This is a genomic window from Pseudacidovorax sp. DMC4 (assembly GCF_056314265.1).
Genome location: NZ_JBQUYR010000010.1, coordinates 187,298 through 210,880, shown reverse-complemented (window position 1 = coordinate 210,880; position 23,583 = coordinate 187,298). Strand labels below are relative to the sequence as shown.

At 68.7% G+C, this 23,583-nt stretch carries 21 protein-coding genes; 9 read left to right on the top strand and 12 right to left on the bottom strand.

The genetic code is table 11. The features are described 5' to 3' along the window. Window positions 1–10: 10 nt before the first annotated feature. Genes ACT54X_RS19700 through ACT54X_RS19665 form a run of 8 tightly spaced genes read right to left on the bottom strand, consistent with a single transcriptional unit; the run spans window position 11 to window position 8,098 of the window. Window positions 11–922, bottom strand: coding sequence for a polysaccharide deacetylase family protein (locus tag ACT54X_RS19700; RefSeq protein ID WP_294365903.1), 912 nt, complete (start codon window positions 920–922; stop codon window positions 11–13). Next, window positions 919–1,968 (bottom strand): ring-opening amidohydrolase, encoded by a 1,050-nt coding sequence (locus ACT54X_RS19695; protein ID WP_294365902.1) that lies wholly within the window; start codon window positions 1,966–1,968, stop codon window positions 919–921. Before ACT54X_RS19695 ends, ACT54X_RS19700 begins: the two co-directional genes overlap by 4 nt. Before the next feature lie 8 nt (window positions 1,969–1,976). Continuing rightward, window positions 1,977–3,461 carry an FAD/NAD(P)-binding protein gene (locus tag ACT54X_RS19690; RefSeq protein ID WP_294365897.1) on the bottom strand — a complete coding sequence of 495 codons (1,485 nt, stop codon included), beginning with the start codon at window positions 3,459–3,461 and terminating at the stop codon, window positions 1,977–1,979. Further along, complete coding sequence (locus ACT54X_RS19685; RefSeq protein WP_294365894.1) at window positions 3,451–4,353, bottom strand: LysR family transcriptional regulator; 903 nt, start codon at window positions 4,351–4,353, stop codon at window positions 3,451–3,453. The genes ACT54X_RS19690 and ACT54X_RS19685 overlap by 11 nt, the downstream gene beginning before the upstream one ends. Continuing rightward, a complete protein-coding gene (locus ACT54X_RS19680; protein ID WP_294365891.1) occupies window positions 4,325–5,245 on the bottom strand; it encodes an NAD(P)-dependent oxidoreductase in 921 nt (306 codons plus the stop codon). Before ACT54X_RS19680 ends, ACT54X_RS19685 begins: the two co-directional genes overlap by 29 nt. Then, window positions 5,242–6,228 carry a carbon-nitrogen hydrolase family protein gene (locus ACT54X_RS19675; protein WP_476348017.1) on the bottom strand — a complete coding sequence of 329 codons (987 nt, stop codon included), beginning with the start codon at window positions 6,226–6,228 and terminating at the stop codon, window positions 5,242–5,244. The genes ACT54X_RS19680 and ACT54X_RS19675 overlap by 4 nt, the downstream gene beginning before the upstream one ends. After that, a complete protein-coding gene (locus ACT54X_RS19670) occupies window positions 6,225–6,911 on the bottom strand; it encodes an isochorismatase family protein (RefSeq protein WP_294365887.1) in 687 nt (228 codons plus the stop codon). The genes ACT54X_RS19675 and ACT54X_RS19670 overlap by 4 nt, the downstream gene beginning before the upstream one ends. Beyond that, window positions 6,911–8,098 (bottom strand): aromatic ring-hydroxylating oxygenase subunit alpha, encoded by a 1,188-nt coding sequence (locus ACT54X_RS19665; RefSeq protein WP_294365884.1) that lies wholly within the window; start codon window positions 8,096–8,098, stop codon window positions 6,911–6,913. The genes ACT54X_RS19670 and ACT54X_RS19665 overlap by 1 nt, the downstream gene beginning before the upstream one ends. 231 nt (window positions 8,099–8,329) lie before the next feature. Between ACT54X_RS19665 and ACT54X_RS19660 the strand changes: the two genes are divergently transcribed. Genes ACT54X_RS19660 through ACT54X_RS19625 form a run of 8 tightly spaced genes read left to right on the top strand, consistent with a single transcriptional unit; the run spans window position 8,330 to window position 16,708 of the window. After that, on the top strand, window positions 8,330–9,262 hold the full coding sequence (locus ACT54X_RS19660; RefSeq protein WP_294365882.1) for an alpha/beta hydrolase: 933 nt from the start codon (window positions 8,330–8,332) through the stop codon (window positions 9,260–9,262). Next, window positions 9,259–10,755, top strand: coding sequence for an amidohydrolase family protein (locus ACT54X_RS19655; RefSeq protein ID WP_294365879.1), 1,497 nt, complete (start codon window positions 9,259–9,261; stop codon window positions 10,753–10,755). The genes ACT54X_RS19660 and ACT54X_RS19655 overlap by 4 nt, the downstream gene beginning before the upstream one ends. 14 nt (window positions 10,756–10,769) lie before the next feature. Then, window positions 10,770–11,528: an ABC transporter substrate-binding protein gene (locus ACT54X_RS19650; RefSeq protein WP_294365875.1), complete on the top strand. Its 759-nt coding sequence runs from the start codon at window positions 10,770–10,772 to the stop codon at window positions 11,526–11,528. After that, window positions 11,525–12,766, top strand: coding sequence for an amidase (locus ACT54X_RS19645; RefSeq protein ID WP_294365874.1), 1,242 nt, complete (start codon window positions 11,525–11,527; stop codon window positions 12,764–12,766). Before ACT54X_RS19650 ends, ACT54X_RS19645 begins: the two co-directional genes overlap by 4 nt. 12 nt (window positions 12,767–12,778) lie before the next feature. Then, on the top strand, window positions 12,779–13,432 hold the full coding sequence (locus ACT54X_RS19640; RefSeq protein WP_294365872.1) for an amino acid ABC transporter permease: 654 nt from the start codon (window positions 12,779–12,781) through the stop codon (window positions 13,430–13,432). Between the two features lie 9 nt (window positions 13,433–13,441). Further along, window positions 13,442–14,224, top strand: a complete 783-nt coding sequence (locus tag ACT54X_RS19635) for an amino acid ABC transporter ATP-binding protein (RefSeq protein ID WP_294365870.1) — start codon at window positions 13,442–13,444, stop codon at window positions 14,222–14,224. A 34-nt stretch (window positions 14,225–14,258) separates the two neighbouring features. Next, window positions 14,259–15,731 (top strand): NAD(P)-binding domain-containing protein, encoded by a 1,473-nt coding sequence (locus ACT54X_RS19630; RefSeq protein ID WP_476348013.1) that lies wholly within the window; start codon window positions 14,259–14,261, stop codon window positions 15,729–15,731. Next, window positions 15,728–16,708 (top strand): NAD(P)-dependent oxidoreductase, encoded by a 981-nt coding sequence (locus ACT54X_RS19625; RefSeq protein WP_476348011.1) that lies wholly within the window; start codon window positions 15,728–15,730, stop codon window positions 16,706–16,708. Before ACT54X_RS19630 ends, ACT54X_RS19625 begins: the two co-directional genes overlap by 4 nt. Here the strand turns inward: ACT54X_RS19625 and ACT54X_RS19620 are convergent. The 4 genes from ACT54X_RS19620 to ACT54X_RS19605 form a co-directional block, all read right to left on the bottom strand. After that, window positions 16,687–17,214 (bottom strand): ureidoglycolate lyase, encoded by a 528-nt coding sequence (locus tag ACT54X_RS19620; RefSeq protein ID WP_476348009.1) that lies wholly within the window; start codon window positions 17,212–17,214, stop codon window positions 16,687–16,689. The genes ACT54X_RS19625 and ACT54X_RS19620 overlap by 22 nt on opposite strands. A gap of 29 nt (window positions 17,215–17,243) precedes the next feature. Beyond that, a complete protein-coding gene (locus ACT54X_RS19615; protein WP_476348007.1) occupies window positions 17,244–18,284 on the bottom strand; it encodes an ABC transporter substrate-binding protein in 1,041 nt (346 codons plus the stop codon). A gap of 676 nt (window positions 18,285–18,960) precedes the next feature. After that, window positions 18,961–19,542 carry a hypothetical protein gene (locus ACT54X_RS19610; protein ID WP_294365859.1) on the bottom strand — a complete coding sequence of 194 codons (582 nt, stop codon included), beginning with the start codon at window positions 19,540–19,542 and terminating at the stop codon, window positions 18,961–18,963. A gap of 793 nt (window positions 19,543–20,335) precedes the next feature. Then, a complete protein-coding gene (locus ACT54X_RS19605) occupies window positions 20,336–21,754 on the bottom strand; it encodes an aminotransferase-like domain-containing protein (RefSeq protein WP_294365857.1) in 1,419 nt (472 codons plus the stop codon). Between the two features lie 202 nt (window positions 21,755–21,956). On the opposite strand from ACT54X_RS19605, the gene ACT54X_RS19600 reads away from it, so the two are divergent. Continuing rightward, entirely contained in the window at window positions 21,957–23,576 is a 1,620-nt protein-coding gene (locus ACT54X_RS19600; protein WP_294365855.1) for an ABC transporter substrate-binding protein, read from the top strand. The last annotated feature ends 7 nt before the right edge of the window (window positions 23,577–23,583 follow it).

Here is a 23,583-nt window from a genome sequence, read left to right as displayed (position 1 = left end):
GCACTGCGAATCATCTGACACCCAACCCCTCCATTTCCGCTTTGGCAAACAGCGCAATATCCGCACACCGCGCCACCCACAGCTGATCGCGCACGGTCGCCAAGTATTCGAAGAATCGCCGCAGGTGCTTGAGCCGAAAGGCGTGCATCAAATAGGGATGCAACGACACATTGAAGATCAGCGGCTGCCGCCGTGACTGGCGCAGCATCTCGTCCACCTGGTCGATGAGCATGTCGGCCCATTCCTCGGGCGTCCATTTCGCGCCATGCAGGGCGGTGATGTCGTTGGTCGGCCGGGCATAGGGCAGCGCCACCAGCGGGCCGTGCGCGGTCCGCAGCATCACGGGCTGGTCGTCCATCATCCAGTCCATGACGTAGGCGTAGCCGTTGCGCGCCAGCAGGTCCGGCGTGCGCGGGGTTTCGTTGACCCACGGTCCCATCCATCCCTTCGGCGCCTTGCCTTCTTCGGCACGGAGCCGGGCGGTGACGTTCTCGATCATGCGCGCTTCGGCCTCCGCATCCATTTCGGCCTGGCGCTCCGCGTTGGTGTGGCCGTGACCCACGATCTCGTCGCCGCGCCGCCGCAACGCATGGGCGATCTGTGGGCAGCTGTCGTAGATCGCGGTGTTGAGCAAGGCACTGGCGGGCAGGTCGAACTCGTCGAGCAGTTCCAGCAGCCGCCAGATGCCCACGCGGTTGCCCCAGTCGCGCCAGGTGTGGTTCACCACATCGGGTTCGGGCTGGCGTGGGTTCAGCTCGGGACCCATGCCCTCGCCGAAGGGAAAGGCCTCGATGTTCAAGGCGACATAGAACGCGAGCCGCGTGCCGTTGGGCCATTCGTAGGTCGGCCGTTCGACGATGGGCGAATAGTCGTAGCGCCCGTGCGTGGGCAGGGTGCGCAGGGGCGAAGCAGGTTCGGTCATGTCCGGCCTTTGACGATCAGGGCGACCACGCCGCCGCCCGGTGGGGCCTGCTGGATGGGGTCGCCGGAGACGAAGAAGCGCGTGCTGCCGAACAGACTGCCCAGCAGGCCCGACTGCGCCGCCCGCATGTGGCTGTCCGGCGAGTACGCGGAGGTGAAGATGCCGGTGCGGGCGCCGCGCACCTGGCCGTCCGGGGTCGGCCCGGCCTTGCTGAAGACGGCCAGCAGGCGCTCGGGCTCGGTCAGTTCGCCGGCTTCGTCGAAGCGCAGGCCCAGCGCCACGGCCAGCCGGCGGATGCTGGCGGCGTCGAGCATGTCATGGGGATGACAGACGCCCAGGCGCAATGCACCGCCTTGCCCGGTCGCATCGTTCGTATGGCCCAGCACGACGGCCTCGACCCATTCCTGTTCCGGGCCAGCAAAGGTCATCGCCTTGGCGCTGCGCAGGGTCGGATCGTTCGCGATCGCATCGGGCCCGATGCGCGCACGCTCGATCTCGCCCAGCGCCACCGCCGCACCGAGCGCCGCGATGGCGCGCCCCCGGTGCTGGTCGCTGCGGTGCGGCGAGCCGGCACAGCGGCTGGCGAGCAGCGTCGGACATTTCAGGATGGCGAGGGCGACCTGGTCCGCAGCGAGGCCGGCGTCGGCACAGGCGGCGCTTACGCAGTCGGCGACCGCATCGATGGCTTCGGGCTCGCCGACGACAGCCGGTGGCAGCGCGGCCGAACGCGCGATGCCCAGGCGCAGCCCCGGGCCGTCATGCGCTTGCGTGGAGCGGCGCTCGATCAGCGCATAGCCGCCCGGGGTCGCCACGCCTTCGCAGCCATTGGCCAGCACGGCGACGGCGCGTCCGGCCACAGTCCAGGGCGTCAGCAGCGGATCCAGCGCGGTGCGCGACAGTTGCCGAGCGAAGTCGTTGGTGGCCGTGTGGCCCTCGGTCTTGACCAGCACCGCCAGCCGCGCCACCGAATCGGCATCGCCGATCAAGGCCTGCAGCCCGGCGTAGTCGGCCGGGTGGGCCATGTCGAACCAGTGGACTTCGGTCATCGCACGCTTCAGGCGGTTTGGCCCATCATGGCCTGCAGCTTGTCCGGTGCCAGCTCGTCGTGGTTGGCCGTCGCGAAGCGGCGGCCATGCTCGGGGGCATCGTCCAGGAACAGTGCGCGCGTCACGCCGGAGATCACGCGCGGGGCCGTGTACTTGATGTTGCTGTTCGATGCCGCGCTGGGGCCCAACGAGAGCGTCGCGCCCCGCGTGGTCGTGAACAGGTGGTCCAGCCAGGGTGCGCAGCCTGGCGTCTTTTCGGTGAACTCGCCGAAGCGGCCGAGGTAGGGGAAGCGGCCCAGCCGAGGTTCGGCCTTCGCCGCGGTCGGCACATGGCGGTCGGCCCACAGCGCCGCGTACGGCAGCAGCCCGGCGAACTCCGGCCGCTGCGCCAGGTCCACGAAGGCGCCGGTGGCCGCGAAGACGAAGTCGAAGCGCTCCTGGCCCTGCGGCGTGTCGACCAGCACCTGGCCCGCGTCTTCGCGCACGGCCAGCCAGGGCGTCGACGCCTTCATGACGAAGCCGGGCAGGCTGACCGCGCGGTCGAAGGTCGGCACCGGGGGTGGCTGGCCGATGCGGTAGAGCTCCTGCATGTAGGCCCAGCGCTGGTCGTCGGACAGCTCGGGGTAGTGCGCCAGAAAGCCGGCGAACTCCATCCAGCGCCGCGGGTTGGTGCGGGGCAGGGCGGGGCGGCGAAAGCACAGCACCGCCTCGCGCGCGCCGGCCTCCAGCGCGGCGATGGCGGCGTCGAAGGCCGCCGCGCCGGAGCCGAGCAGGCCGACCCGCTGGCCCTCGAATCGGCGGAAGTCGATCGGCCAGTCGCTGGTGTGGGCATAGAGGTTGTTGGGCAGGTGCTCGCTGATGAAGTCGGGCACGACATGGCCGCCCGACGCTTCCGCGCCGCCCGAAAAGACCACGGTGCGGGCCCACACCGTGTCGACCCGGTCCCTGCCTCGGACCGTGAGCCTGAACAGCTGACAGTCGGTTGCGCTGGGCCAGGGCTCCACGGCCGTGACCTCGACCTCGTTGACCATGTCGATGCCGGTCACCTCGCGGTACCAGCCCAGATAGGCCTGCCAGTCCGGGCGGCTGATGCGGAAGAGCTGCTCCCAGCCATCGGCGCCGTGCTGCGCCTCGTACCAGGCGCGGAAGGTGAGGCTGGCGTTGCCGAGGTCGTGGCCGGTCGGGTCCTTGGGCGTGCGCAGCATCTTCATGCGGCCGAAGGTCATCCATGGTCCTTCGAGGCCGCGCGGGTTTCTTTCGAACACGCGCACGCGGTCGACGCATTCGCGCCGCAGGCCATGCGCGATGGTCAGGCCGAACTGCCCGCCGCCGACGATGGCGCAGTGCAGCACCGCCTCGGGCGCGACGTCGACGCCCATCGCGCGCAGCCGGGCGGCGTCGAAGTCGAGCACCCAGGGCTTGGCGGGGTAGGCCAGGTAGCTCAGGTCGCGCTGCACGCGCGCGCTCAGGGCCTCGAGCGAGTCAGAGGGCATGGGGAATCTCCAGGGAAGAAGGGTTGCGACAGAGGCCGACGAACTGCGCCAGCGCCACGGAAGGGTTGTCCAGACGCCAGGACACGGCCAGTTCGAGGGCGTCGTGGCCTTCGAGCAGTGGCCGGTAGACGACGTCCCGCACTTCCAGGTCGCGCAGTTCGTCGCTGACGATGCCCAGGCCCAGGCCGGCCGCCACCAGGCCCAGCACCGTGGGCATGTGGGTGACTTCGTGCGCGATCTGCAGGTTGAGCTTGGCGCGCGTGAGCAGCGTCATCAGCTGCGCATGGAAGCCGGGGCCGAGCCGACGCTGCGGCGTGATGAGCGGCTCGTTGCGCAGGTCGTCGAGCGTGATGCTGCGTTGCCGCGCCAGCGGATGCCGCACGTGCACCGCGACCATGAAGGAGCGCTTGGCGATCACGCGCGAGGTGAGGCCCGGCTCGTTGCGCAGGGCACGGCCGATGGCGACGTCGACGCGCCGCGCGTACAGCGCCTCGATCTGCTTGTCCGTCAGCATCTCGACCAGCCGCAGCGAGACCTCCGGCATGTGCTCGGCGGCCTGGCGGATCAGCTCGGGCACCACGTCGAACACGCTGGAGCCCGTGACGGCCACCACCAGCTGGCCGGCGGCGCCATGCGCGGCGCGGCGGCTGGCATCGCGCGCGGCCGACACACGCTCCAGGATGTCGCTGGCATGCTTGATGAACTCCCGCCCGGCCTCGGTCAGCACGCTGCCGCGCGGCCCCCGCACCAGCAGCGGCATGCCCACCTCGGCTTCCAGCTCCTTGATGGCCTGGCTCAGCGAGGGCTGCGAGATGTGGAGCGTGGCGGCGGCGCGGGTAACGTTCCCGGTCGCAGCGATCGCCTCAAAGTAACGGAGGTGCCGCAGTTCCATCGAAAAGCATTCGGTTCAGGGCGTGGAGCCGGTCGTGCAGGGCTTGCGGGGCGCCGCGCGTCGCAGCAGCCTCGTCGACGGGAAGGTGTTCCAGCACCAGCGCCAGGTCGCGCCGAAGCCAGTCGAACAAGGTGCTGTCGGCCGGGGCGCGCGTCAGTGCCGCGCGGTGCTGGGCCATCTGCACGGAATGGGCGCTGCCGGCGGCTATCGCATCGAAGCAGCGTGCGAGGTCCAGGCCCTGCAGGGCCGCAAAGCCCGTGGCTGCCAGCAGGCCGGCGTTGATGCCGGCGATGGCGATCTGGTTGGTCAGCTTGCCCGCCTGGCCTGCACCGGCCGGGCCCAGGTGGGTGAGGGTGGCGCAGTAGGCCGAGAGCAGCGGGCGCACATGCGCGACCGCACCCGGCTCGCCGCCGAGCATGGCCGACAACGTGCCCGCGCGCGCCCCCGCGGCAGCGCCGGAAAGCGGCGCATCGACCCACATGGCGCCAGCCTGCCCGGCGTCGGCCGCGAACTGCCGCGCCGCGGGGACCGAGGTCGTCGTGTGGTCGACGACGCAGAGCCCAGGCACGAGCGCCTCGTGCAACCCGCCCGGTGCCTGCCACAGGCGCTGCAGCGCGGCTTCGTCACTGACGCAGGTGATGACGGCGGCGGCGCGGCACGCGCGCACCGCGTCGCACACCGATCCGGCCGTGAAGACCCGGCCGCCGGGCAGCGCATCGTGCAGTTCCGGCTGGCGGTCCATGCCCCAGACCGGGACGCCGGCTGCATGCAGCCGCAGCGCGATCGGCAGGCCCATCGTGCCCAGGCCGATGAGCAGCACGGGCGTGCGCTCGGCGGGCGGTGCGTCGCCCACCGGGCCGTCCGCGGCCTCGCCGGCGGTGGGCGAGGTCATGTGCGCTCCTCGGGGTGGTAGCGAAGCGAAAGCACGTCGGGCCGCCCGTAGTGCCCGTTGGTGTCGATGATGGCTTTCGACAGCTTGATCATGCGTGCCGGGCAATCGGCATAGACGATGGTGTCGCCATACACCGGGCCCACCAGCGGCACGCCGGCCGGCGCGATCACCATGCTGCCTCCGCGCGCGTACGAGATGTTGAGCGAATCGCGCATCGGAAAGTCGGCAGGAATCGACGCCTCGTCGATCAGCCCGACCGCGCAGACCACGAAAGCACCGGCCTCGTTGGCATGCGCGCGGCACGAGGCATAGCCGATGAAGTGGCTGCCGTCCGGGTCTTCCACCTGCATCTTCGGGCCGCTCCACACGTTGAACGCGCCGGGGTAGAGCGCGATGTGGAAGTCTTCGCCCTGCGAAATCATGCGGGCCCGGGCCAGGGTCATCACATGCTCGCCGCAGATCAGCCCGCCCACGCGGCCGACGGCCGTTTCGTGCACATACAGGTCGTCGCCCGCGCCCTGGCCCCAGAAGGCCGATTCGACGAAGGTCGGCCGCAGCTTTCGGTGCTTGCCGACGATGCGGCCGTCGTCGCCGATGGTGAGCATCGTGTTGTAGAGCGTGTGCACGCCCGGGCGGGCGTCGAGCTCGTTGCAGCCGATGACGACCGTCACGCCGCTCTGCGCCGCCGCCTCGCACAGGCGCTGGCTCTGCGCACTGGGGATCAGCAGGGCGTTGTCGAAGAAGCGGCTGCGCACGTCCATCCAGGCGTGCGAATCGCTGTTCCAGCCTTCGTCCCAGTAGGGATAGCCGGCCAGCCAGCTTTCGCTGAACACCACCAGCGAAGCGCCGCCCGCGGCCGCCTCGGCGATCTTGCGGCAGGCCTTGTCGATGGAGCGCTCGAGGTCGAGGAAGACGGGGGGTGTCTGGACGATGGCCACGCGCACGCTCTCGCGCCCCGCCATGATCTTGCCGGCGGCACTCATCGTGCGGCCCCGGTGGCGCGCTGCCATGCCGAAATCGGTGCCACCCAGCCGAAGAAGCGCTCGACGTTCCACAGCGTCGCCTGCCGCAGGAAGTCGGGCCCGGCATGGTGCGTCGCGTCTTCCAGCAGCAGCGCGAAGTACTCGTGGCCGTAGGCGTCGCGCAGGCTGGTCTCCACGCAGACGTTCGCGGCCACGCCGCAGAACACCAGGTTGCGCATGCGCCGCGCGCGCAGCAACTGGTCGAGGCTGGTTCCGGCGAAGGCGCTGTAGCGGGACTTGCGGATCACCGGCTCGTCGGCGGCCGGCGCCATCTCGTCCACCAGTTCGTAGTCCCAGGTGCCGTCGGTGATGAGCCGGCGTGCCAGCTCGGGCCGCTCGCGCATCAGCACCTGCGCTTCCGACTTGTGCCACACCGGCGCGGTGGCGCCGCCCACGCACAGGTGCATCGCGTCGAAGCCGCTCTGGATGAAGATCACCTGCACGCCGGCCCGCCGCGCCGCCGCGACGGCGGCCACCACCTGCGCCACGGTGCGCGGCGCATGCGCCAGGTCGTAGCCCACGTTGTCGAAGTACCCGCCCGGCTTGAGAAAGCCGTTCTGCATGTCGACGACGATCAGCGCGGTCTCGTCCGTGCGCCATTGCACCGCGCCGGGTCTCGCGTCGATGGCGAGGGTGCCGTCCATCAGGCGCTCCGCTTCAGCGGATGGATGGTGGCGGTCTGCGCGGGTGCAAGCACGCGGTCGAGGACCCAGTTGTCCAGTGCATGAACGATGCGCTCCTTGGCCGCGAAGCGCCCGGGATGCACGATGCCGGCGCGCAGGCCGCGCTGCTGCTGCACCGAGATGGCGTTGTCTTCGGCCACCACGCGGTCCTGCCGCTTGTAGTAGCGCTGTGCGACCTCTTCGAAGTCGGGCTGTGCGACGCGCGAGCGCGGGAACATCGAGGTGTGGACGATCCGCGTCTGCTCCGGCCCCATCGGCAGGCACTGAAAGGACCACATCGTGTCGATGGTCAGCGCGAGCATGGTGCCGGGGTAGACGAGCATGAAGCGGCTGCCGCGCACCGACTCGCCGTGCAGACTCTCGATGGGGGCGAATCCGGTGTCGCCGTCGAGCAGGGCGAGCGTGCCGTCGTGCTGCTCGAAGATGGCCGTGTACTGGCCGTTGCCGCTCGGCTCCTCGGGATGATTGACGGCCTTGTGGCTGCTGATGGTCGCGCGGTGCACCGTCGGGATGTGGTAGCCCTCCATGAAGTTCTCGACCCACACCTTCCAGTTGCAGGCCACATCGTGCGTGACGATGCGCGTGGCCACCATGTCGCCGAGCTGGTACATCGCCAGCCGGTCGGGCAACTCGCCCAACCATTCGAGCAGCGGCGGCGCGCCGTCGTCGAGGCAGACCCAGATGAAGCCGTCGCTGACGCCGACGCGCGCGGCGACCAGAGGGAAATCGGCCCGGTCGAAGTCCTGTGTCGCCTCCATGCCGGCACAGCCGCGCAACTCGCCCTCGAGGTTGTAGCTCCAGGCGTGGTAGGGGCAGACGATGGCGCGCTCGTTGCCGCAAGCCTGGCCTGCGGGCACGTCGAGAAGCCGGGCGCCACGGTGCCGGCATGCATTGACGAAGGCGCGGATGTCGCCTTCGCGGTCCCGCAGGATGACCAGCGACAGTCCCGCCTGGTCATGCGTGAAGAAGTCGCCGGTGTTCGGAATGCGATCGGCACGGCCCACCATCAGCCAACTGCGAGCGAACACGGTCCCCAGTTCGCGCTGGAAGAAGCGGGCATCGTGGTAGCAATCGGCCGGCAGGCCATGCGCCTGCAGCAGAGGCTTTCGAACGTTGTCGTAACGGGTCGAATCGAAGATCGCGTCCATGGGAATCCATCCTGCAGAACATTGAGAGGGCCTATGGCGGCCTCTTTGCGCCGCTTTGGCGCGCAGCAAAGCGCATGCCATCCGCTGGGCCCGATTGCGAGCCTTCGGCCGGGGCGCAGGTCAGCCATAGGCATCAGCTATGTCCAGACTTTTTCGCAGGGAAGCTTCAAAGGAAGATCGGATGGCTGCCGCGAAGCACGGTCCTGCGGCTTGGCCAAAGGACCTCGGGGCATGGAATTTGCGGCCGCAGCGCCCATGCATGCCTTCGCGCCCAACCCTTTCATCGAGCCGCCCTCCCTGAGCGATGCGGCCCTGGCGGCGCAGTACGACAACAACAGCGCGGCCCGCAATGCCGACGACCTGGCCGCCCTGCGCGCGCTGTCGGCCGACGCCTTCGCGCACCGCATCGGGCATGCCACGCATCGATTCAGTGCTGGCGACGATGGCTGGGTCGATGTCTTCCTGCCGCCCGGTGCGCCGGGGCCGGTGCCGGCGATGGTCTTCGTGCACGGCGGCCGCTGGCGCCTGAACACCAGCCGCGAGACGGCCTTCTGGGCCGATGCCTGCATGCGGCAAGGCATGGCCTGGGTGGGCATCAACTTCGCCGCGCTTGGCCAGAGCAGTCTGCCGGCCATCGTGGCGGAGGTGGAAGCGGCCATCGCCACGGTCGTCGCGCAGGCGCAGGCCCTGGGCATCGATCCGGCAGCGATCGCCCTGGCCGGCCATTCGTCGGGCGCGCACCTGGCCCTGTCGGCGGCCGTGACAGCGCGCCCGTGGGCGGGCCGCATGCGTGCGCTGCTGCTGCTCGGCGGCATGTACGACCTGCGGCCGCTGGCGCGCAGCATTCCCCAGGTCACCCTGGGCTTCACGCCGGAAGAGGCCGTCGCCTGCAGCCCATTGCTGACACTCGAAGCCTTGGCCCACGCAGCGCAACGGCCGACGCTGCCACCCGTGCTGGTTGCCGTCGGTGAACAAGAGTCGCCGGAGTTCGTTCGGCAGGCGCAGGCGCTGCATTGGCGGCTTAAGAGCCTGGGCGCCCACAGCCGCCTGCTGCCCATCGAGGGCCGCGCGCATTTCGACGCGGCGCTGGAGTTCAACGCTCCCGATTCGCAGATGCGTGCCTTTGTGGCGAGGGCCATCGCGCCCGCGCAAAGCGCCGCATGACGCTGGCGCTGCGCAGCCTTCGCAATGTTCGGCCCGGTGACGCGCCGGCCGATGCGCCGCGCGTGGACATCGGCATCGAGGGTGGCGTGATCCGCTCGATCGGCCTGGCTGGCAGCATTGCAGGGCCGCCCGGCCCAGCGGACCTGGACGGCAGCGGCCTCATTGCCTTCCCGGGCTTCGTCAATGCGCATGCGCATTCGAACGAGATGTTCGAACAGGGCAGTTGCGATGGCGAGCCGCTCGAAGTCTGGCTGGCACTGGCCTATCCGCCGCTGGGCGGCGACGCCATTCCCGTGCGCTGGCATTACCTGCGCGCCATGATGCTGGCGCTGCGTTCGCTGCGCTCGGGGGTGGCCGCGCTGCATGACGACTTCCTCAACCCCGGTGGCGATGAAGAGGCTCTGCAGGCCGTGCTCGATGCCTACGACGATGCAGGCCTTCGCGCCCGGGTGGCGGTGACGCTGTCCGACCGGGCTTACCTCGACGGGCTGCCGTTTGCGCGCTCGGTGTTCGACCATGGCCTGAGCGCGCGCCTGGACGCCAATCCACCGCGCGCGCTGGACGCGCAGTTCGATGTGTTCCATCGCGCCCGTCATGCGCTGTCGGCGCGCGGCCATTCGCGGCTCGGCCTGTCGCTGGGTCCGCGCGGCCCGCAGCGCTGCACGCCCGCGTTGTTGCGCCGCGTGGCCGACACCGCTGCGGCACACGCGGTGCCGGTGCACATGCACGTGCTCGAATCCCGCACCCAGGCCGTCACCGCACAGCAGCAGTACGGCTGCAGCTTCATCGAAGTGCTCGACGAGGCCGGGCTGCTCGGCCCGCAAATGGCGATGAACCACGCCGTGTGGCTGACCGATGCCGACATCGAACGCATCGCGCGGCGAGGCGCGCGCGTGGTGCACAACCCGCTGTCGAACTTCAAGCTGGCCAGCGGGCGGTGCCCGGTCGGGCGGCTGCTGGCCGCGGGCGTGGAGGTCGCCATCGGCACCGACGGTGCCGCGACTGGCGACAGCGTCGACTACCTCGACAGCCTGCGCATGGCCTCGCTGATCCACAAGCTCGACGCCAGTGCCTCGAACCCCCCGCCCGACGCCGCCCGGCTCGTGCGCATGGCCACGGCAGATGGCGCCGCCACCATGGGCAACGCCGCCATCGCCGGCGAGATCGCCGTGGGCCGGGTCGCCGATATCACGCTGCTTGACGCGCGCGACCTGGCCTTCGTGCCGCTGCACGACCCGCGCCGCCAACTGTGCTTTGCCGCGACCAGCAGCGCCGTCCACACCGTGGTGGTCGACGGTCGCGTGGCGTTCGCCGACGGCCGTGCCACCGGCGTCGACGAGGCCGCCCTGCGCGACGAGATCGCCGAGGCGGCCGAGCGCTTTCGTCACGAGGTCTTCGCCCGTCGCAGCGCGGGCGGGCCGGTGGTCGACGCGGTGCGCCGCGTGCTGGCCCTGGCCGCGGCCGAGCGTTCCCCATTTCCCCTCTCCCGATAACCGAAGGACGATCCATGCATCGCAGACAACTTCTCCGTTCCGCCTGCCTCGCCGCCGCGCTGATTGCCGGCGCGGCCACGGCCGTGCAGGCCGACACGCTGGACAAGATCAAGAAGGACGGCGTGCTCGTCATGGCGAACGGCGGGGCCTATCCGCCCTTCGGCTATGTCGAGAACGGCACCATGGTCGGCTTCGACATCGACCTGGGCAACGAGGTGGCGCGTCGCCTGGGCGTGAAGCCCAAGTGGGAGAAGATCGACTTCAGCGGCCTCATTCCGGCGCTGAACTCCAGGCGGGTCGACTTGCTCGTCACCGCCATGACCTGGACCGCCGAACGCGCGCAGCGCATCACCTTCTCCACGCCGTACTACAACTCCGGCATCGCGGGCGGGGCCAAGCCGGCCGCCAACATCGTCAAGGCGAACGACATCGCGGGCAAGGTGGTGGCGGTGCAGATCGGCAGCGCCGGCGAGCGCTTCGTGCGCGACCTCGGCATCGCCAAGGAGGTCAAGACCTACAACGATTTCCTGCTGGCCTTCGCGGATGTGGAGGCCGGCCGGGCCGACGTCGTGGTCAACACGCTGCCCACCGTGCGCTACAACGCCGCGCGCCGCCCCAGCAAGCTGGCCGTCTCCGAAACCTGGGACAAGCGCGACGTCGGCATCAACACCCGCATGGACGACACGCGCCTGCTGGAGGCCGTGAACGCCATCCTGGCCGACCTCAAGCGCGAGGGCTTCCTCGACAAGCTCGACGCGAAGTGGTTCCAATGAGCGGCGCTGCGCTCCAAACCCTTGCCGGGCGCCACGGCGCCTTCGTGTCCGACGGCGGCGACGAGGCCTTTGCGCTGCGGCTTCGGCAGGCCCATGGCCAGGCCGGCCCGCTCGCAGGGCTGCGGCTCGCGGTCAAGGACGTGTTCGAGGTTGAGGGCCTGCGCGTGGGCGCGGGGCAGCCGGCCTGGTTCGCCGAACAGGTCGAGGCGAAGACATCGGCTCCCGCGGTGCGCGTGCTGCTGGAGGCCGGTGCGCAGTGGGTGGGCAAGACCGTCACCGACGAGCTCACCTACAGCCTGGCCGGCAACAACGCCCACTACGGCAAGCCGACCAACCCGGCGGCGCCGGACCGGCTGTCGGGCGGCTCCTCGTCGGGCTCCGTGGTCGCCGTGGCGGGCGGCCATGCGGACATCGCGCTGGGCACCGACTGCGGCGGCTCCACGCGGCTGCCTGCCAGCTACTGCGGCGTGTGGGGCATGCGCCCCACGCACGGCCGCATCGCGGCCCAGGGCTGCTTCACGCTGGCCCACAGCTTCGACACCGTCGGCTGGTTCGCCACCAGCGCCGACGCGATGACGCGCGTGTTCGAGCAACTCGCGCGCACGCGTGTCGGCACCTCGCAGGAGTTCGGTTCCCTGGTGATTGCCGCCGACGTGATGCCGCTGCTCGACGCACCGGTGCGCGCGGCCTACGTGGCGCTCATCGCCCAGCTGCGCGAACTGGCGCCTGTCACTGTGCTGCCCGAAGGAACCTTGCCCCTGGCCGACTGGGCCAACGCCTTCCGTGTGCTGCAGGCCAGCGAAATCTGGCTGCAGTTGGGCCCCTGGGTGCGCACGCGCCGACCGCACATGGGCGAAGACGTGACGCAGCGCTTCGACGCCGCGGCGCGGGTGAGCTTCGAGGAAGTGGCCCAGATGCAGCGGCTGCGGATCGACGCCAACGCCACGATGGCGCGCGTGCTGGCCGGCGGCGCCGCGATCGTCTGGCCTACGGTGCCGACGCCGGCACCGAGCCTCGATGCGTCCTTCGACGCGGTCAACGACATCCGCGCACGCTCCTTCCGCATGCTGGCGCCGGCGGGCCTGGCCGGGCTGCCGCAGCTCAGCATGCCGTGGATGCGCAGCGAGGGCGCGCCGGTCGGCCTGTCGGTGATCGGTGCGCGTGGCGACGACGAAGGCGTGCTGCGCCGCGCTCGGGTGCTGTCGGAGCGGCTTGGCCTGGCCGGCGCCGCGCACTGACGGATCGGGCGGATGGATTTCTCCTTCGACATCTTCCTGGCAGCGATCCCGTCGCTGCTCAAGGGCATGGCGATCACCGCGAAGATCGCCGCGCTCTCAGCGCTGGTCGGGCTCGTGCTCGGCATGCTCGGCGGCTTGGCGCGCGTGTCGCCGCGCCGGGTGCTGCGGCTGCCGGCGCTGGCCTACGTCACGCTGATGCGCGCCACGCCGGTGCTGGTCACGCTGCTCTTCCTGTACTACGGCCTGCCTTCGGCCGGGCTGCTGCTCGACGCGACCACGGTGGGCGTTCTGGCCCTGGGCATCACCAATGGCGCCTACATGAGCGAGATCCTCCGCGGCGGCATCGAGTCGATCGACGGCGGCCAGATGCGGGCGGCGCGCGCACTCGGCATGTCCTACCCGCTGGCAATGCGCCGCATCGTGCTGCCGCAGGCCGCGCGCCGCGTGCTGCCGCCGGTCACCAACGAACTGATCAGCCTCATCAAGAACACCTCGCTGGTCTCGACCGTCGCCATCTCCGACCTGCTGCGCGCCGGCATGGACTTCATGAGCTGGAAGGCCAACACCTTCAGTCCCTTCGCCGGCGTGGCGCTGGGCTACCTGCTGCTGACGCTGCCGCTCATCGCCATCAACGCCTGGCTCGAAAAGCGCTACCGCGTGACGTGACCTGACGCCATGACATTGCCCCACGCGCCCATCCTGCGCATCACCAATCTCCACAAACGCTATGGCGACGTCGAGGTGCTGCACGGCATCGACCTCGCGGTCCAGGCTGGCGAAGTCGTCGTCGTCATCGGCCCTTCAGGCTCGGGCAAGAGCAGCCTGCTCGCCTGCGTGAACTTTCTCGAACCCTTCCACGCGGGCGAGGTGGTGTTCGACGGCCGCCCGGTCGGTTACGGACCGGCGGGCGGCCCCATACGCCAGCGCGTGCCGGAACAGGCGCTGAACCTGCTGCGGCGCGAGCTCGGCATGGTGTTCCAGCAGTTCAACCTGTTCCCGCATCTCACGGTGCTGCAGAACGTGACCGAGGCACCCATCCACGTCAAGGGCATTGCGCCCGCGGTGGCGCGCGCCGAGGCGATGGTGCTGCTGGACAAGGTCGGCCTGGCGAGCAAGGCCGACAGCTATCCGCGCGCGCTCTCGGGCGGGCAGCAGCAGCGCATCGCCATCGCGCGGGCCCTGGCCATGCGGCCCAAGCTGATGCTCTTCGACGAGGTGACGTCCTCGCTCGACCCGGAACTCAAGGGCGAAGTGCTGCGCGTGATGCGCGCGCTGGCCGAGGAGGGCATGACGATGCTCGTGGTGACGCACGAACTCGGCTTTGCGCGCGAGGTGGCCGACCGCGTCGTCTTCATGGAGCAGGGGCGCATCGTGGAGATCGGCACGCCGGAGGCGATGTTCACCGCGCCGCAGAGCGCGCGCACGCGCGAGTTCCTGCAGGCCTCGCAGCACGGCTGAGGCCCGGCAGTACTTCAACCTCAAGGAGCCGACCATGACGACCGACGCCGGGCCACAGGCCCAGACCCTGGCCCAGCTGGAGCGCCAAGTGCAGGCCGAACTCGACCTGCTGGCCTACCCGGGGCGCGACTGGGTGCGGCCCGTCGCGCATCCGTCTGGCGCGCATGTGCACGACGTGCTGATCGTCGGCGGCGGCCAGGCCGGCCTGGCTGCGGCCTTCGCACTCCGGCGGGAGGGCGTGGCCGATGTGCAGGTCATCGACGCCCGGCCCGCCGGGCAGGAGGGCGTGTGGGAAGACTTTGCCCGCATGTCGCACCTGCGCACGCCCAAGCGCACCATCGGCATCGAATCGGGCGTGCCCAGCCTGTCCGCGCCGGCCTTCTACCGCGCCTGCTACGGCGATGCCGCCTGGGCGGCCATCGACCGCATCGAGCGGCCGCGGTGGATGGCCTTTTTGCGCTGGTTCCGGCGCATGACCGGCGTGCCGGTGCGCAACGACACGGCCTGCGTCGGGCTCGAGCCCGAGGGCGATCTGCTGCGGGTGCGCATCCGTTCGACGGCCGCGGCGGATGCCCCGCAAGCGGCGCTGCTGGCCCGCCATGTGGTGCTGGCGACCGGCTACGACGGCGCGGGTGCCTGGCGCATTCCGCCGCACATCGCCGAGGCCGTGGCGCCCCACCAGGTGAGCCATTCGAACGGGCCGGTGGACTTTGCCGCGCTCGCCGGCCGGCGCGTCGGCGTGCTGGGCCATGGCGCCTCGGCCTTCGACAACGCCTGCGTGCTGCTGGCCCATGGCGCGGCCTCGGTCGACCTGTGCTTCCGGCGCGAGCGGCTGCCCACGGTCAACCCGCACCGCATCGTCGAGTTCGCGGGCTTTCTGCGGCACTTTGCGGAGCTCGACGATGCCACCCGCTGGCAGGTCAACCGCTTCTTCGAAGTGCACGACCAGCCGCCCACCCAGAACGGCTTCGACCTGGCGCATTCCTTCGCCAACTTCCGCATGCATGCCGGCTCGCCGTGGACGCGCGTGCGGCAGGTGGGCGACGAGATCCATGTGCGCACGCCGCACGCGGACTTCGTCTTCGACCATCTGCTGTGCGCCACGGGCTCGGTGGTCGACTACGACGCGCGCGACGAACTGCGCACGCTCGGCGCCAGCGTGCAGCGCTGGCGCCATCACTACATGCCGCCGGAGGCAGAGCGCAGCGACGCCATGGGCGAGTACCCGTACCTGGGCGCCGGCTTCGAATACCAGCCGCTCGACCCGGCCCGCGATGCGTGGGTGCGCCGCGTGCACGCCTTCAACTTCTCATCGACGGTGAGCATGGGGCCGCACACCACGTCGTCCAGCGGCCACAAGTACGCGGTACCGCGGCTGGTGGGCGGCATCACGCGGGCGCTGATGCGCGAGCAGCAGGACGCGCTGCTGCCCACGCTGCACGGCTACCGCGAGGCGGAGCTGGTGTCGCCGCGCCTGTCGGGCGTGGAAGTGCCGGAGGCCCTGTGAGCGGCCGGGTGGCGGTGGTCGGGCTCGGCCGCATGGGCCTGGCGGTGGCGGCCTGCCTGGCGCGCAACGGCTTTGCGCCGCTGGCCTGGGACATCGATCCGGCGCGCACCGGCTTGGCCAGCGACGAGGGGGCTGAGCCCTGCGCGACGGCGCAGGCGCTGTGCGGGGCGCTGGGGCCAGCGGGGCCGGCCCTGTGGTTCAGCGCCGTGACCGATGGCGACGCACTGGGCGCCGTCTGCTTCGGCGATGCCGGTGAGGAGGAGGGCGACGGCCGGATGGCGACCGGCATCGTCCCGCACCTGCCGGCTGGCAGCGTCCATGTGTGCCTCGACACCATCGGCAGCGCGTGCGCCGAGGCGCTGGCGGAGCGGCACCACGCGGCCGGCCAGTACTTCGTCGCCTGCCCGGTGTTCGGCCGTCCCGACGAGGCATGGGCCGGCGATCTGACGGCCGTCGTCGGCGTGCCACCCGCACTGCCGGCCCAACGCTTGGCGGCCGTGCGCCAGGCGCTGGCGGCGTTCGCGCCGCGTGTCTTCGAGGTGCCGGGCCCAGCCGCCGCCTGTGCGGTCAAGCTCGCGGGCAATGGCCTGATTGCCAGTGCCGTGGCCGCCCTGACCGAGGCGATGTCGCTGGTGCGCGCGCATGGCGTGCCTGCCGCGTTGGCGCACCAGGTCTTCACAGCCAAACTCTTCCGCGGGCCGGTGTACGAGGGCGTAGGGCAGGCCGTCGCGCGTTCGGTCGAGCGGGCGGCGGCCGGAGACGATTCACCGGCCGATGCACCGGGTTTCACCATCGCCCTCGGCCTGAAGGACCTGCGCTTGGCCGACGAGGCAGCGCGTGCATCACAGGTTGCCATGCCCATCGCCGATGCGGCACGCGCACGCCTGGACGCAGCGCAAGCCGCAGGCCAGGGCGGCCGCGACTGGGGCACGCTGGCGGAAGCGCTGGCCGTTGCTCAGCCCGTCACGAAGCGGTAGCGCACGCCAAAGCGCCGGTCGAGCGCGCAGTTGTGGTGGTCGACCACGTTGGTGTCGGCCAGTTCGAGGTTGAAGAAGTCGACCGTCTCGTCCTCGAAGAAGGGGCCGGCATGCCAGGTCCCGCGCGCCAGCATGATGGCCTGGTGGCCTTCCACGCGAAAGGCGCGCAACCGCGTGATGTCCGGCGGGGCGGCAGGGTCGTCCGGCGCATCGGGCGGCGCCACGGCAATCATCCACGGCCGCCCGCCCGCGGAGGCCAGGCACTGCGTGACGGCGAGGTGCCGTGTGATCTGGCGGAAGACCGGCTCGCGCCGTTCGAGCTTCATGATGTAGAAGCGCGGCGTGCCCCGGTCGAGGGTGAGCTGGGCCTCGTCGTCACCGAAGGGCTTGCCGTCGTACGTGCTCTCGATCAACGTGCCATAGGGCGCGAAGGTGTCGGCGCGGATGGGCTCGACGGGAAGGTCGACGAGCCGCGCGTCGGTGGGGGTGTGGACGGTGTCGGTCATGGAAAAAGAGGGCGCGGCGGCACCGGCGCTCAGGCCAGCATCCGGTCGCGCTTCGATGGCAGGAAGGCCGGGTTGAACAGGGTGGCCGCCGTGGGCTTCGACTTCAGGTTGAAGGCGGCAGACACATCGTCGATCTGCTTGTCCAGCCGCGCCATGTCGATGTCGCCCAGTCCCTGGGCCCGCGTGTTGGGCGAGACGATGCAGACATCGATCAGCCCCTTCAGCCGGCGCACTTCGACGGCGGCATTGACCAGCGGCTCGCGCTGACGAACGATGGCCACGCCTTCCTCGGGGTTCGCGATGACCTCTTTCAGGCCCTTGTTGTAGGCCCGCAGGAAGCCGGCCACCGCCTGCGGCTGTTCGGCGATGAACTTGGAGGTGGCGAGGATGGCGTTGCCGTAGACGTTCACGCCGAAGTCCTTGTAGAGGAAGACGCGCAGATCCTCTTCCTTGGCGCCGGCCGCGATCGCGGAGATGAGGCCGGAGGGCTGGAAGCCAGTGACGCCGTCGACGTCGCCGCGCACCAGCATCACCTCGCGCAGGCCGGGGTCCATGCTCTGCCACTTGACCGCATCGACCGGCAGGCCCTGCACCCTGGCGAACAGCGGCCACAGCTTGCGGCCGGCGTCGAACACGGGCGCGCCCAGCGTCTTGCCGGCCAGGCCGGCGGGCGCGGTCACGCCGCTCTTGGTCAGCACCATCACGCCGGCCGGCGTCTGGTCGAGCGTCTGGTAGACGGCCTGCGGACGTGCCACGGCGGGCGCGCCGGAGCCGAAGAACTCGATGAGCGCGTTCACGTCGCCGTAGCCCATGTCGTAGCTGCCGCTCGCCAGGCGGTTGACGGCCATGGCCGAGCCGGCGCCCACGTCGAAGGAGACGTCGAGGCCTTCCTTCTCGAAGTACCCCTTGGCCAGCGAGTAATAGAAGGGGGCGGATTGCCCATCCACCCGCCAGTCCATCTGGAACTTGATCTTCACGGGCGACTGCGCGCGCCCGAGCGTGGGCAAGGCCATGGAGGCGGCGGCAAGCGAGGTCTGGGCGAGCCAGCGGCGGCGGGAGAACAGCGTCATGGACAGCTCCGGGAGTGTGCGGGGGTTTTCGCAACTCCTATGCCATTGGGGTGGGCGTTGGGGGTAGCGATAGGTGGGGCTGATGGGGCTGGATTGACGCGCCAGTAATTGGCTGGTTGCGTCGAAACATAGAGCGCAACCTTCACGCCAAATTTTTCATGAGTGGCGTTACCCCTCCATGCTTATCTCTCGATCGGCGGCTTTTGTAGGTCGGCAGACGGCCACGAGCAGTGGCCAACCCAACGCCGTACCTGCAGACTGAACTTGAAAACCCTTAGTCGTATTGCACTCGCCGCTGTGGTCGCCTGCTTGGTCTGCTCGACTCTAGGGATTATGTGGATCGCTCTGACCCACGGGGCGATCGGCGAAGGCGCGGCTGCCTTTTCGGTTGCCCTTACAGCTGCAATCGGTGGGGGGCGTCAGAAGCCACGCGCGGAATATTGAGAGAGCAGTTCACATGACAGACCGAAGTGCGATCAAAAAGTGAGATTCAGTAAGGGCAGTGGCCAGCCGGATTGACCGCCTCGCGTAGCAACGACGTTATCGACTTGAAGCGCCCTGCGCCGTTCAGAGGATGAATCGGGTCACCCTAGAACTGGCGTCCTGTTAAAGTGGGCCTCTGATATCGAGAATTTTTTTCCACAAAAACCGCACTTTAAATGCGCTCTAAGGTCTGTTACGCGACTGGTTTAGCGGCAACACAGGGTACCAACGCTTTGCGTAAATTTTCCATCGCAGATCTGTGAGCGGCAATCGCCCATTCAGGCCTGAATTCAATTGTTAGCGCCATCGCCTTGATGTGTTCTGGCATTGCGTGCGAATTTATAACCGCATCGCGGTACTCGGCAACAGCAGCCTCTTCGTCTATGGTTGCTTCAAAGACTCCTCCAGCGTTTAAACAGTCAAGCATCACTGAGCTGACCACAGACTCACATTTTTGGATTACATCCAGCAAATATTTGCCAAAGGCGAAGAATGTCTTTGTCCTTCGCTGGTTTTGAACTTTTGGTTCTGCAATGATCATCGGGAAGTCGCCATCGATGTGTGCGGCAGAAGTAATGTTTAGCCCGCGGTGAACAACCGCGTTGCGTAGTTCACGGATGTAAGAGTAATTGGCCTCTCCGTCCTGAAACCCATCAAACACAAAGCGCGAGTACAACTGTGCTTCAAAGTCGTTTGGCTGCAGCGCGGTCGTTTCGCGGAAGAGTTCGGTCGCTGCCAGAAGATTCAAGAAGTAGCTAGCGTAGTGAACTCTCATGTCCGTCTGGTCAGTGACGGATAGCTGAGTACGGAATGAGAGCGCCGCGCGCAGCGCAGTCTGTCTCGCGGACATGTACCACGATAGCGAATTCAGCATGTCGCGGTGGGCTACGCTCATTTTCGCCATTGACTCTTCCTATGTACGATTTAAATTGAGTGGGCTGAAGAGCGTAGCGGCGAGCCATCCCTAAAGGCGACATCACAGACAGGCCGCTCGTAGTCGGTTTCGGACGCCTTAGATTATTTAATGTTAAGCATAGGTCATCCCGTCACAAGCAGCCCTATCGCAATTCCTACGAAACAATAAAAAAGAAAGCCGATCCAGCATAAACCCGTGGTGGTGATGATCCGGGTTCCGTCCCGACGAAAAGAAAGTGCCCCTGCGGCGCCATAGATGCGCTCTTCATTGTTCCGCCGGAATGTCCCTCTCCATCGCCCAAGGCTGATGATTGCGACCACGAATCGCCCGGTCTCCACAAAGATGACCCAGACCACAAGCTCAATCACTGCGTCTGCCAATTTCCCTCCCAGTGGTGCGGGCCGGTCCCGGCGACTGCCGGGGCTTCGGGAGCATAGCGTCAAAGGCAGGGAAGGCCACGCGATCAGTGGTGATCGTCAGTCATGGGGCACTTGGTGTCCCGTATGCGATAGAGGTGAAAGAGAGAGCGGGGCGTGAGTGCGTCTAAAACGCGCTCCCGCACGAAGGCGATCACCCTCGTAGATTTTTTGATGCCTAATCAGCCGCGCCAAGTCAACCCGGTTGAAGCTCCATGCCCGGTTTGGGCCGCTACTCAGGCCGTGCCCGCATCAATAGCCTCCCGGGCCACGAATTCAAACACGCGCGGATCATCCGCATACGCCGCATTGAACCGCATCCACCCCGTCCGCTCCGCAATCGGCCGAAACAGATGCCCTGGCGCCAGCAACAACCCCGCCGCCACCGCCCGCTGCGCGACAGCTACGGCATCGACCCCCTCCGACGGCAACCGCGCCCACAAAAACGGCCCGCCCGCCGGCTGCCCGAACACCTCCAGCCCCGCCTTCGCGAGCCCCGCGCACACGGCCACCTGCGCCTCGGCCAAGCGCTGCGCCAACCGCGCCACGTGGGCGCGGTGCTTGCCCTCGGCCAGCACGGCGTGAATCAGCCGCTCGTTCATCTCCGAGCTGGTCAGGCTGTCGCCCATCTTGGCGTGGATGAGCTTGTCCACCATCTCCTCGTTCGCGGTGACGAAGCCCACGCGCAGGCTGGGTGAGACCACTTTGGAGAAGCCGCCCACGTAGATCACCCGCCGCAGCTGGTCCAGGCTGGCGAGGGTGGTGGCGCCGGGCGGCTCCAGGCCGGCCATGACGTCGTTCTCGACGATGGCAAAGCCCAGCTGCTCGGCCAGGCGCAGCAGCTGATAGGCCTTGGCCGGTGCGCATGAAGAGCCGGTGGGGTTGTGCAGCTGGGTCTGGATGAAGAAGGCCTTGGGCCGATGGCGCTGGGCCAGGGCCTGCAGGGCCATGAGGTCCGGGCCGTCCTGCAGGCGCGGCACACCGACCAGGCGCGCGCCCAACTGGCGCAGCGTCTCGAAGAGGTTGGTGGACCCGGGGTCGTCCACCAGCACCGCATCGCCGGGCTGCAGCAGGCAGCGGCCCGCCAGGGCCAGGGCCTGGGTGGCGCCGTGGGTCAGCACGATCTGGTGCGGCGGCGCCTGGATGGCACGGGCGGCCAGCTGCGCCTCGATCTGCTGGCGCAGCGGCAGGTAGCCGTGGGGTGAGCCGTAGCGGGCGAGGGCAGGGCCCTGCTTGCGGGCCAGGCCCGACAGGGCGCGGCGCACGGCGTCCGACTGCAGCCACTCGGGTGGGATCCAGCCGCAGCCGGCGTTGAGCAGCGAGGCGTCGTCCTCGTACACGCGGCGGATCAGCCACAGCGAATCGACGGAAGTGCGGCCGACAAAAGGCTTGCGCCGTGCGGCCTGGCCGGTCGCGTCGCCATGGGCCGCGACGTAGTAGCCGCTGGCAGGGCGGGCCTCGACGTAGCCGTCGGCCACCAGGCGCTGGTAGGCATTGGTGGCCGTCATGGTGCTCACGCCCGACTCGCGCGCCAGTTCCCGCACCGAGGGCAGGCGTGCACCGACGGCGAGCGTGCCGCGGTCGATCTCCAGGGCCAGCGCGTCGCGGATCTGGCGCACCAGTGGCACGTCGGAGTGGGGGTCGAGCGAAATCATGGGAGGTTGACGTGGGAGAGGGCGGGTGGTGGGGCACTGAATGGGTGCATGCGATGCACCTGTCTGTGATCGCGCAGTTGGACTGTTCTAGTGCAGCCTTGATCAACTGTACATACTCAATTGCGGCGATTTTTGTCCCAATCCATCCCCACCGGCAAGCCGGATCTTTTCCTGTCTTTCCACCGCCTACTTCGGAACCTTCATGCACACCCCCAACCCCTCCGCCGCCCGCCCCGTGAGCCGCCGTGCCCTGTCGAAGTGGGCGGCCTGCGCCGCCATGCTGGTCGTGACGGCCGGCACCGCGCTGCCCGCCGCCGCGCAGAGCACCACGCTCAAGATCATTCCCACCACCAACATGACGGTGCTGGACCCGATCTGGACCACGGCCTACATCTCGCGCAACTTCGGCTACATGATCTACGACACCCTGTTCGGCACCGACGCCCAGGGCAAGATCCAGCCGCAGATGGTGGGCAAGTGGAGCGTGTCCAAGGACAACAAGACCTGGACCTTCCAGCTGCGCGACGGCCTGGAGTTCCATGACGGCAAGCCGGTCACCAGCGAGGACGTGGTCGCCTCGCTCAAGCGCTGGGCCAGCCGCGACACCTTCGGCGGCCAACTGGCCAAGGCCATCGACAAGTACGAGACGCCGGACGCCAAGACCTTCGTCATCCAGCTGAAGGAGCCCTTCGGCCTGGTGACCGAGGCGCTGGGCAAGCCCTCGTCCAACGTGCCCTTCATCATGCCCAAGCGCGTGGCCGACACGCCCGGCGACGTGCAGATCAAGGAGACGATCGGCTCCGGTCCCTACATCTTCAAGGCCGACGAGTTCCGCCCGGGCGAGAAGGCCGTCTTCCTGAAGAACACCAAGTACAAGCCGCGCGCTGAGGCGCCCTCGGGCACGGCAGGTGGCAAGAACGTGTACGTGGACCGCGTGGAATGGCTCTTCATCCGCGACGCGCAGACGCAGCTCAATGCGCTGCTCAACGGCGAGGCCGACATCCTGGAGCAGCCGGCCTTCGAGCAGTACGCCACGCTGCGCAGCAACCCCAACATCGAGCTGGTCGATGCCCAGCCCGCGGGCAACCAGTTCATCCTGCGCTTCAACTTCCTGCACGCGCCCTTCGACAACGAGAAGATCCGCCGCGCCGCCATGCTGGCCCTGGGGCAGGAGGCCTTCCTGCGCACGCAGGTGGGTACGCCGGGCCTCACGCGCTACTGCAAGAGCATGTTCCCCTGCGGTACCTTGTACGAGTCGGACAAGACGGGCGAGTACACCGGCATCGCCAACCCGCAGAAGGCCAAGGCCCTGCTGGCCGAGGCCGGCTACAAGGGCGAGCCCGTGGTGCTGATGCGCCCCTCCGACAACGGCACCATCGGCAAGCTGCCGCTGGTGGCCAAGCAGCAGCTGGAGCAGGCCGGCTTCAAGGTCGACATGCAGAACATGGACTGGCAGACCCTGGTGGCCCGCCGCGCCAAGAAGGACGCGCCCTCGGCCGGCGGCTGGAGCATCTTCATGACCTCCTGGACGGCGTCGGACATCCTCAACCCGCTGACCATGGCCATGATGAACGCCACTGGCGACAAGGGCTGGTTCGGCTGGCAGGACGACCCCAAGCTCGAAGCCATCAAGAAGCAGTTCATCGCCGCCACCACCGACGCCGAGAAGAAGAAGCTGGCCGAGGCCGCGCAGTTGCAGGCTTTCCAGAGCGTCACCCATGTGCCCGTGGGCCAGTACAACCAGCCGGCCGCCGTGCGCAAGGGCGTGAGCGGCCTGGTGCCCGCCGGTGCCCAGGTGTACTGGAACATCCGCAAGCAGTAAGGGCAGG

Bases quoted from the DNA above. Each gene is read 5' to 3' on its own strand.
- ACT54X_RS19690 (WP_294365897.1), bottom strand. From the start codon at position 3,461: ATGCCCTCTGACTCGCTCGAGGCCCTGAGCGCGCGCGTGCAGCGCGAC.
- ACT54X_RS19670 (WP_294365887.1), bottom strand. From the start codon at position 6,911: ATGGACGGCACCCTCGCCATCGACGCGAGACCCGGCGCGGTGCAATGG.
- ACT54X_RS19620 (WP_476348009.1), bottom strand. From the start codon at position 17,214: ATGACCGACACCGTCCACACCCCCACCGACGCGCGGCTCGTCGACCTT.
- ACT54X_RS19700 (WP_294365903.1), bottom strand. From the start codon at position 922: ATGACCGAACCTGCTTCGCCCCTGCGCACCCTGCCCACGCACGGGCGC.
- ACT54X_RS19660 (WP_294365882.1), top strand. From the start codon at position 8,330: ATGGAATTTGCGGCCGCAGCGCCCATGCATGCCTTCGCGCCCAACCCT.
- ACT54X_RS19605 (WP_294365857.1), bottom strand. From the start codon at position 21,754: ATGATTTCGCTCGACCCCCACTCCGACGTGCCACTGGTGCGCCAGATC.
- ACT54X_RS19610 (WP_294365859.1), bottom strand. From the start codon at position 19,542: ATGAGAGTTCACTACGCTAGCTACTTCTTGAATCTTCTGGCAGCGACC.
- ACT54X_RS19615 (WP_476348007.1), bottom strand. From the start codon at position 18,284: ATGACGCTGTTCTCCCGCCGCCGCTGGCTCGCCCAGACCTCGCTTGCC.
- ACT54X_RS19640 (WP_294365872.1), top strand. From the start codon at position 12,779: ATGGATTTCTCCTTCGACATCTTCCTGGCAGCGATCCCGTCGCTGCTC.
- ACT54X_RS19665 (WP_294365884.1), bottom strand. From the start codon at position 8,098: ATGGACGCGATCTTCGATTCGACCCGTTACGACAACGTTCGAAAGCCT.
- ACT54X_RS19650 (WP_294365875.1), top strand. From the start codon at position 10,770: ATGCATCGCAGACAACTTCTCCGTTCCGCCTGCCTCGCCGCCGCGCTG.
- ACT54X_RS19675 (WP_476348017.1), bottom strand. From the start codon at position 6,228: ATGAGTGCCGCCGGCAAGATCATGGCGGGGCGCGAGAGCGTGCGCGTG.
- ACT54X_RS19600 (WP_294365855.1), top strand. From the start codon at position 21,957: ATGCACACCCCCAACCCCTCCGCCGCCCGCCCCGTGAGCCGCCGTGCC.
- ACT54X_RS19635 (WP_294365870.1), top strand. From the start codon at position 13,442: ATGACATTGCCCCACGCGCCCATCCTGCGCATCACCAATCTCCACAAA.
- ACT54X_RS19695 (WP_294365902.1), bottom strand. From the start codon at position 1,968: ATGACCGAAGTCCACTGGTTCGACATGGCCCACCCGGCCGACTACGCC.
- ACT54X_RS19630 (WP_476348013.1), top strand. From the start codon at position 14,259: ATGACGACCGACGCCGGGCCACAGGCCCAGACCCTGGCCCAGCTGGAG.
- ACT54X_RS19645 (WP_294365874.1), top strand. From the start codon at position 11,525: ATGAGCGGCGCTGCGCTCCAAACCCTTGCCGGGCGCCACGGCGCCTTC.
- ACT54X_RS19680 (WP_294365891.1), bottom strand. From the start codon at position 5,245: ATGACCTCGCCCACCGCCGGCGAGGCCGCGGACGGCCCGGTGGGCGAC.
- ACT54X_RS19685 (WP_294365894.1), bottom strand. From the start codon at position 4,353: ATGGAACTGCGGCACCTCCGTTACTTTGAGGCGATCGCTGCGACCGGG.
- ACT54X_RS19655 (WP_294365879.1), top strand. From the start codon at position 9,259: ATGACGCTGGCGCTGCGCAGCCTTCGCAATGTTCGGCCCGGTGACGCG.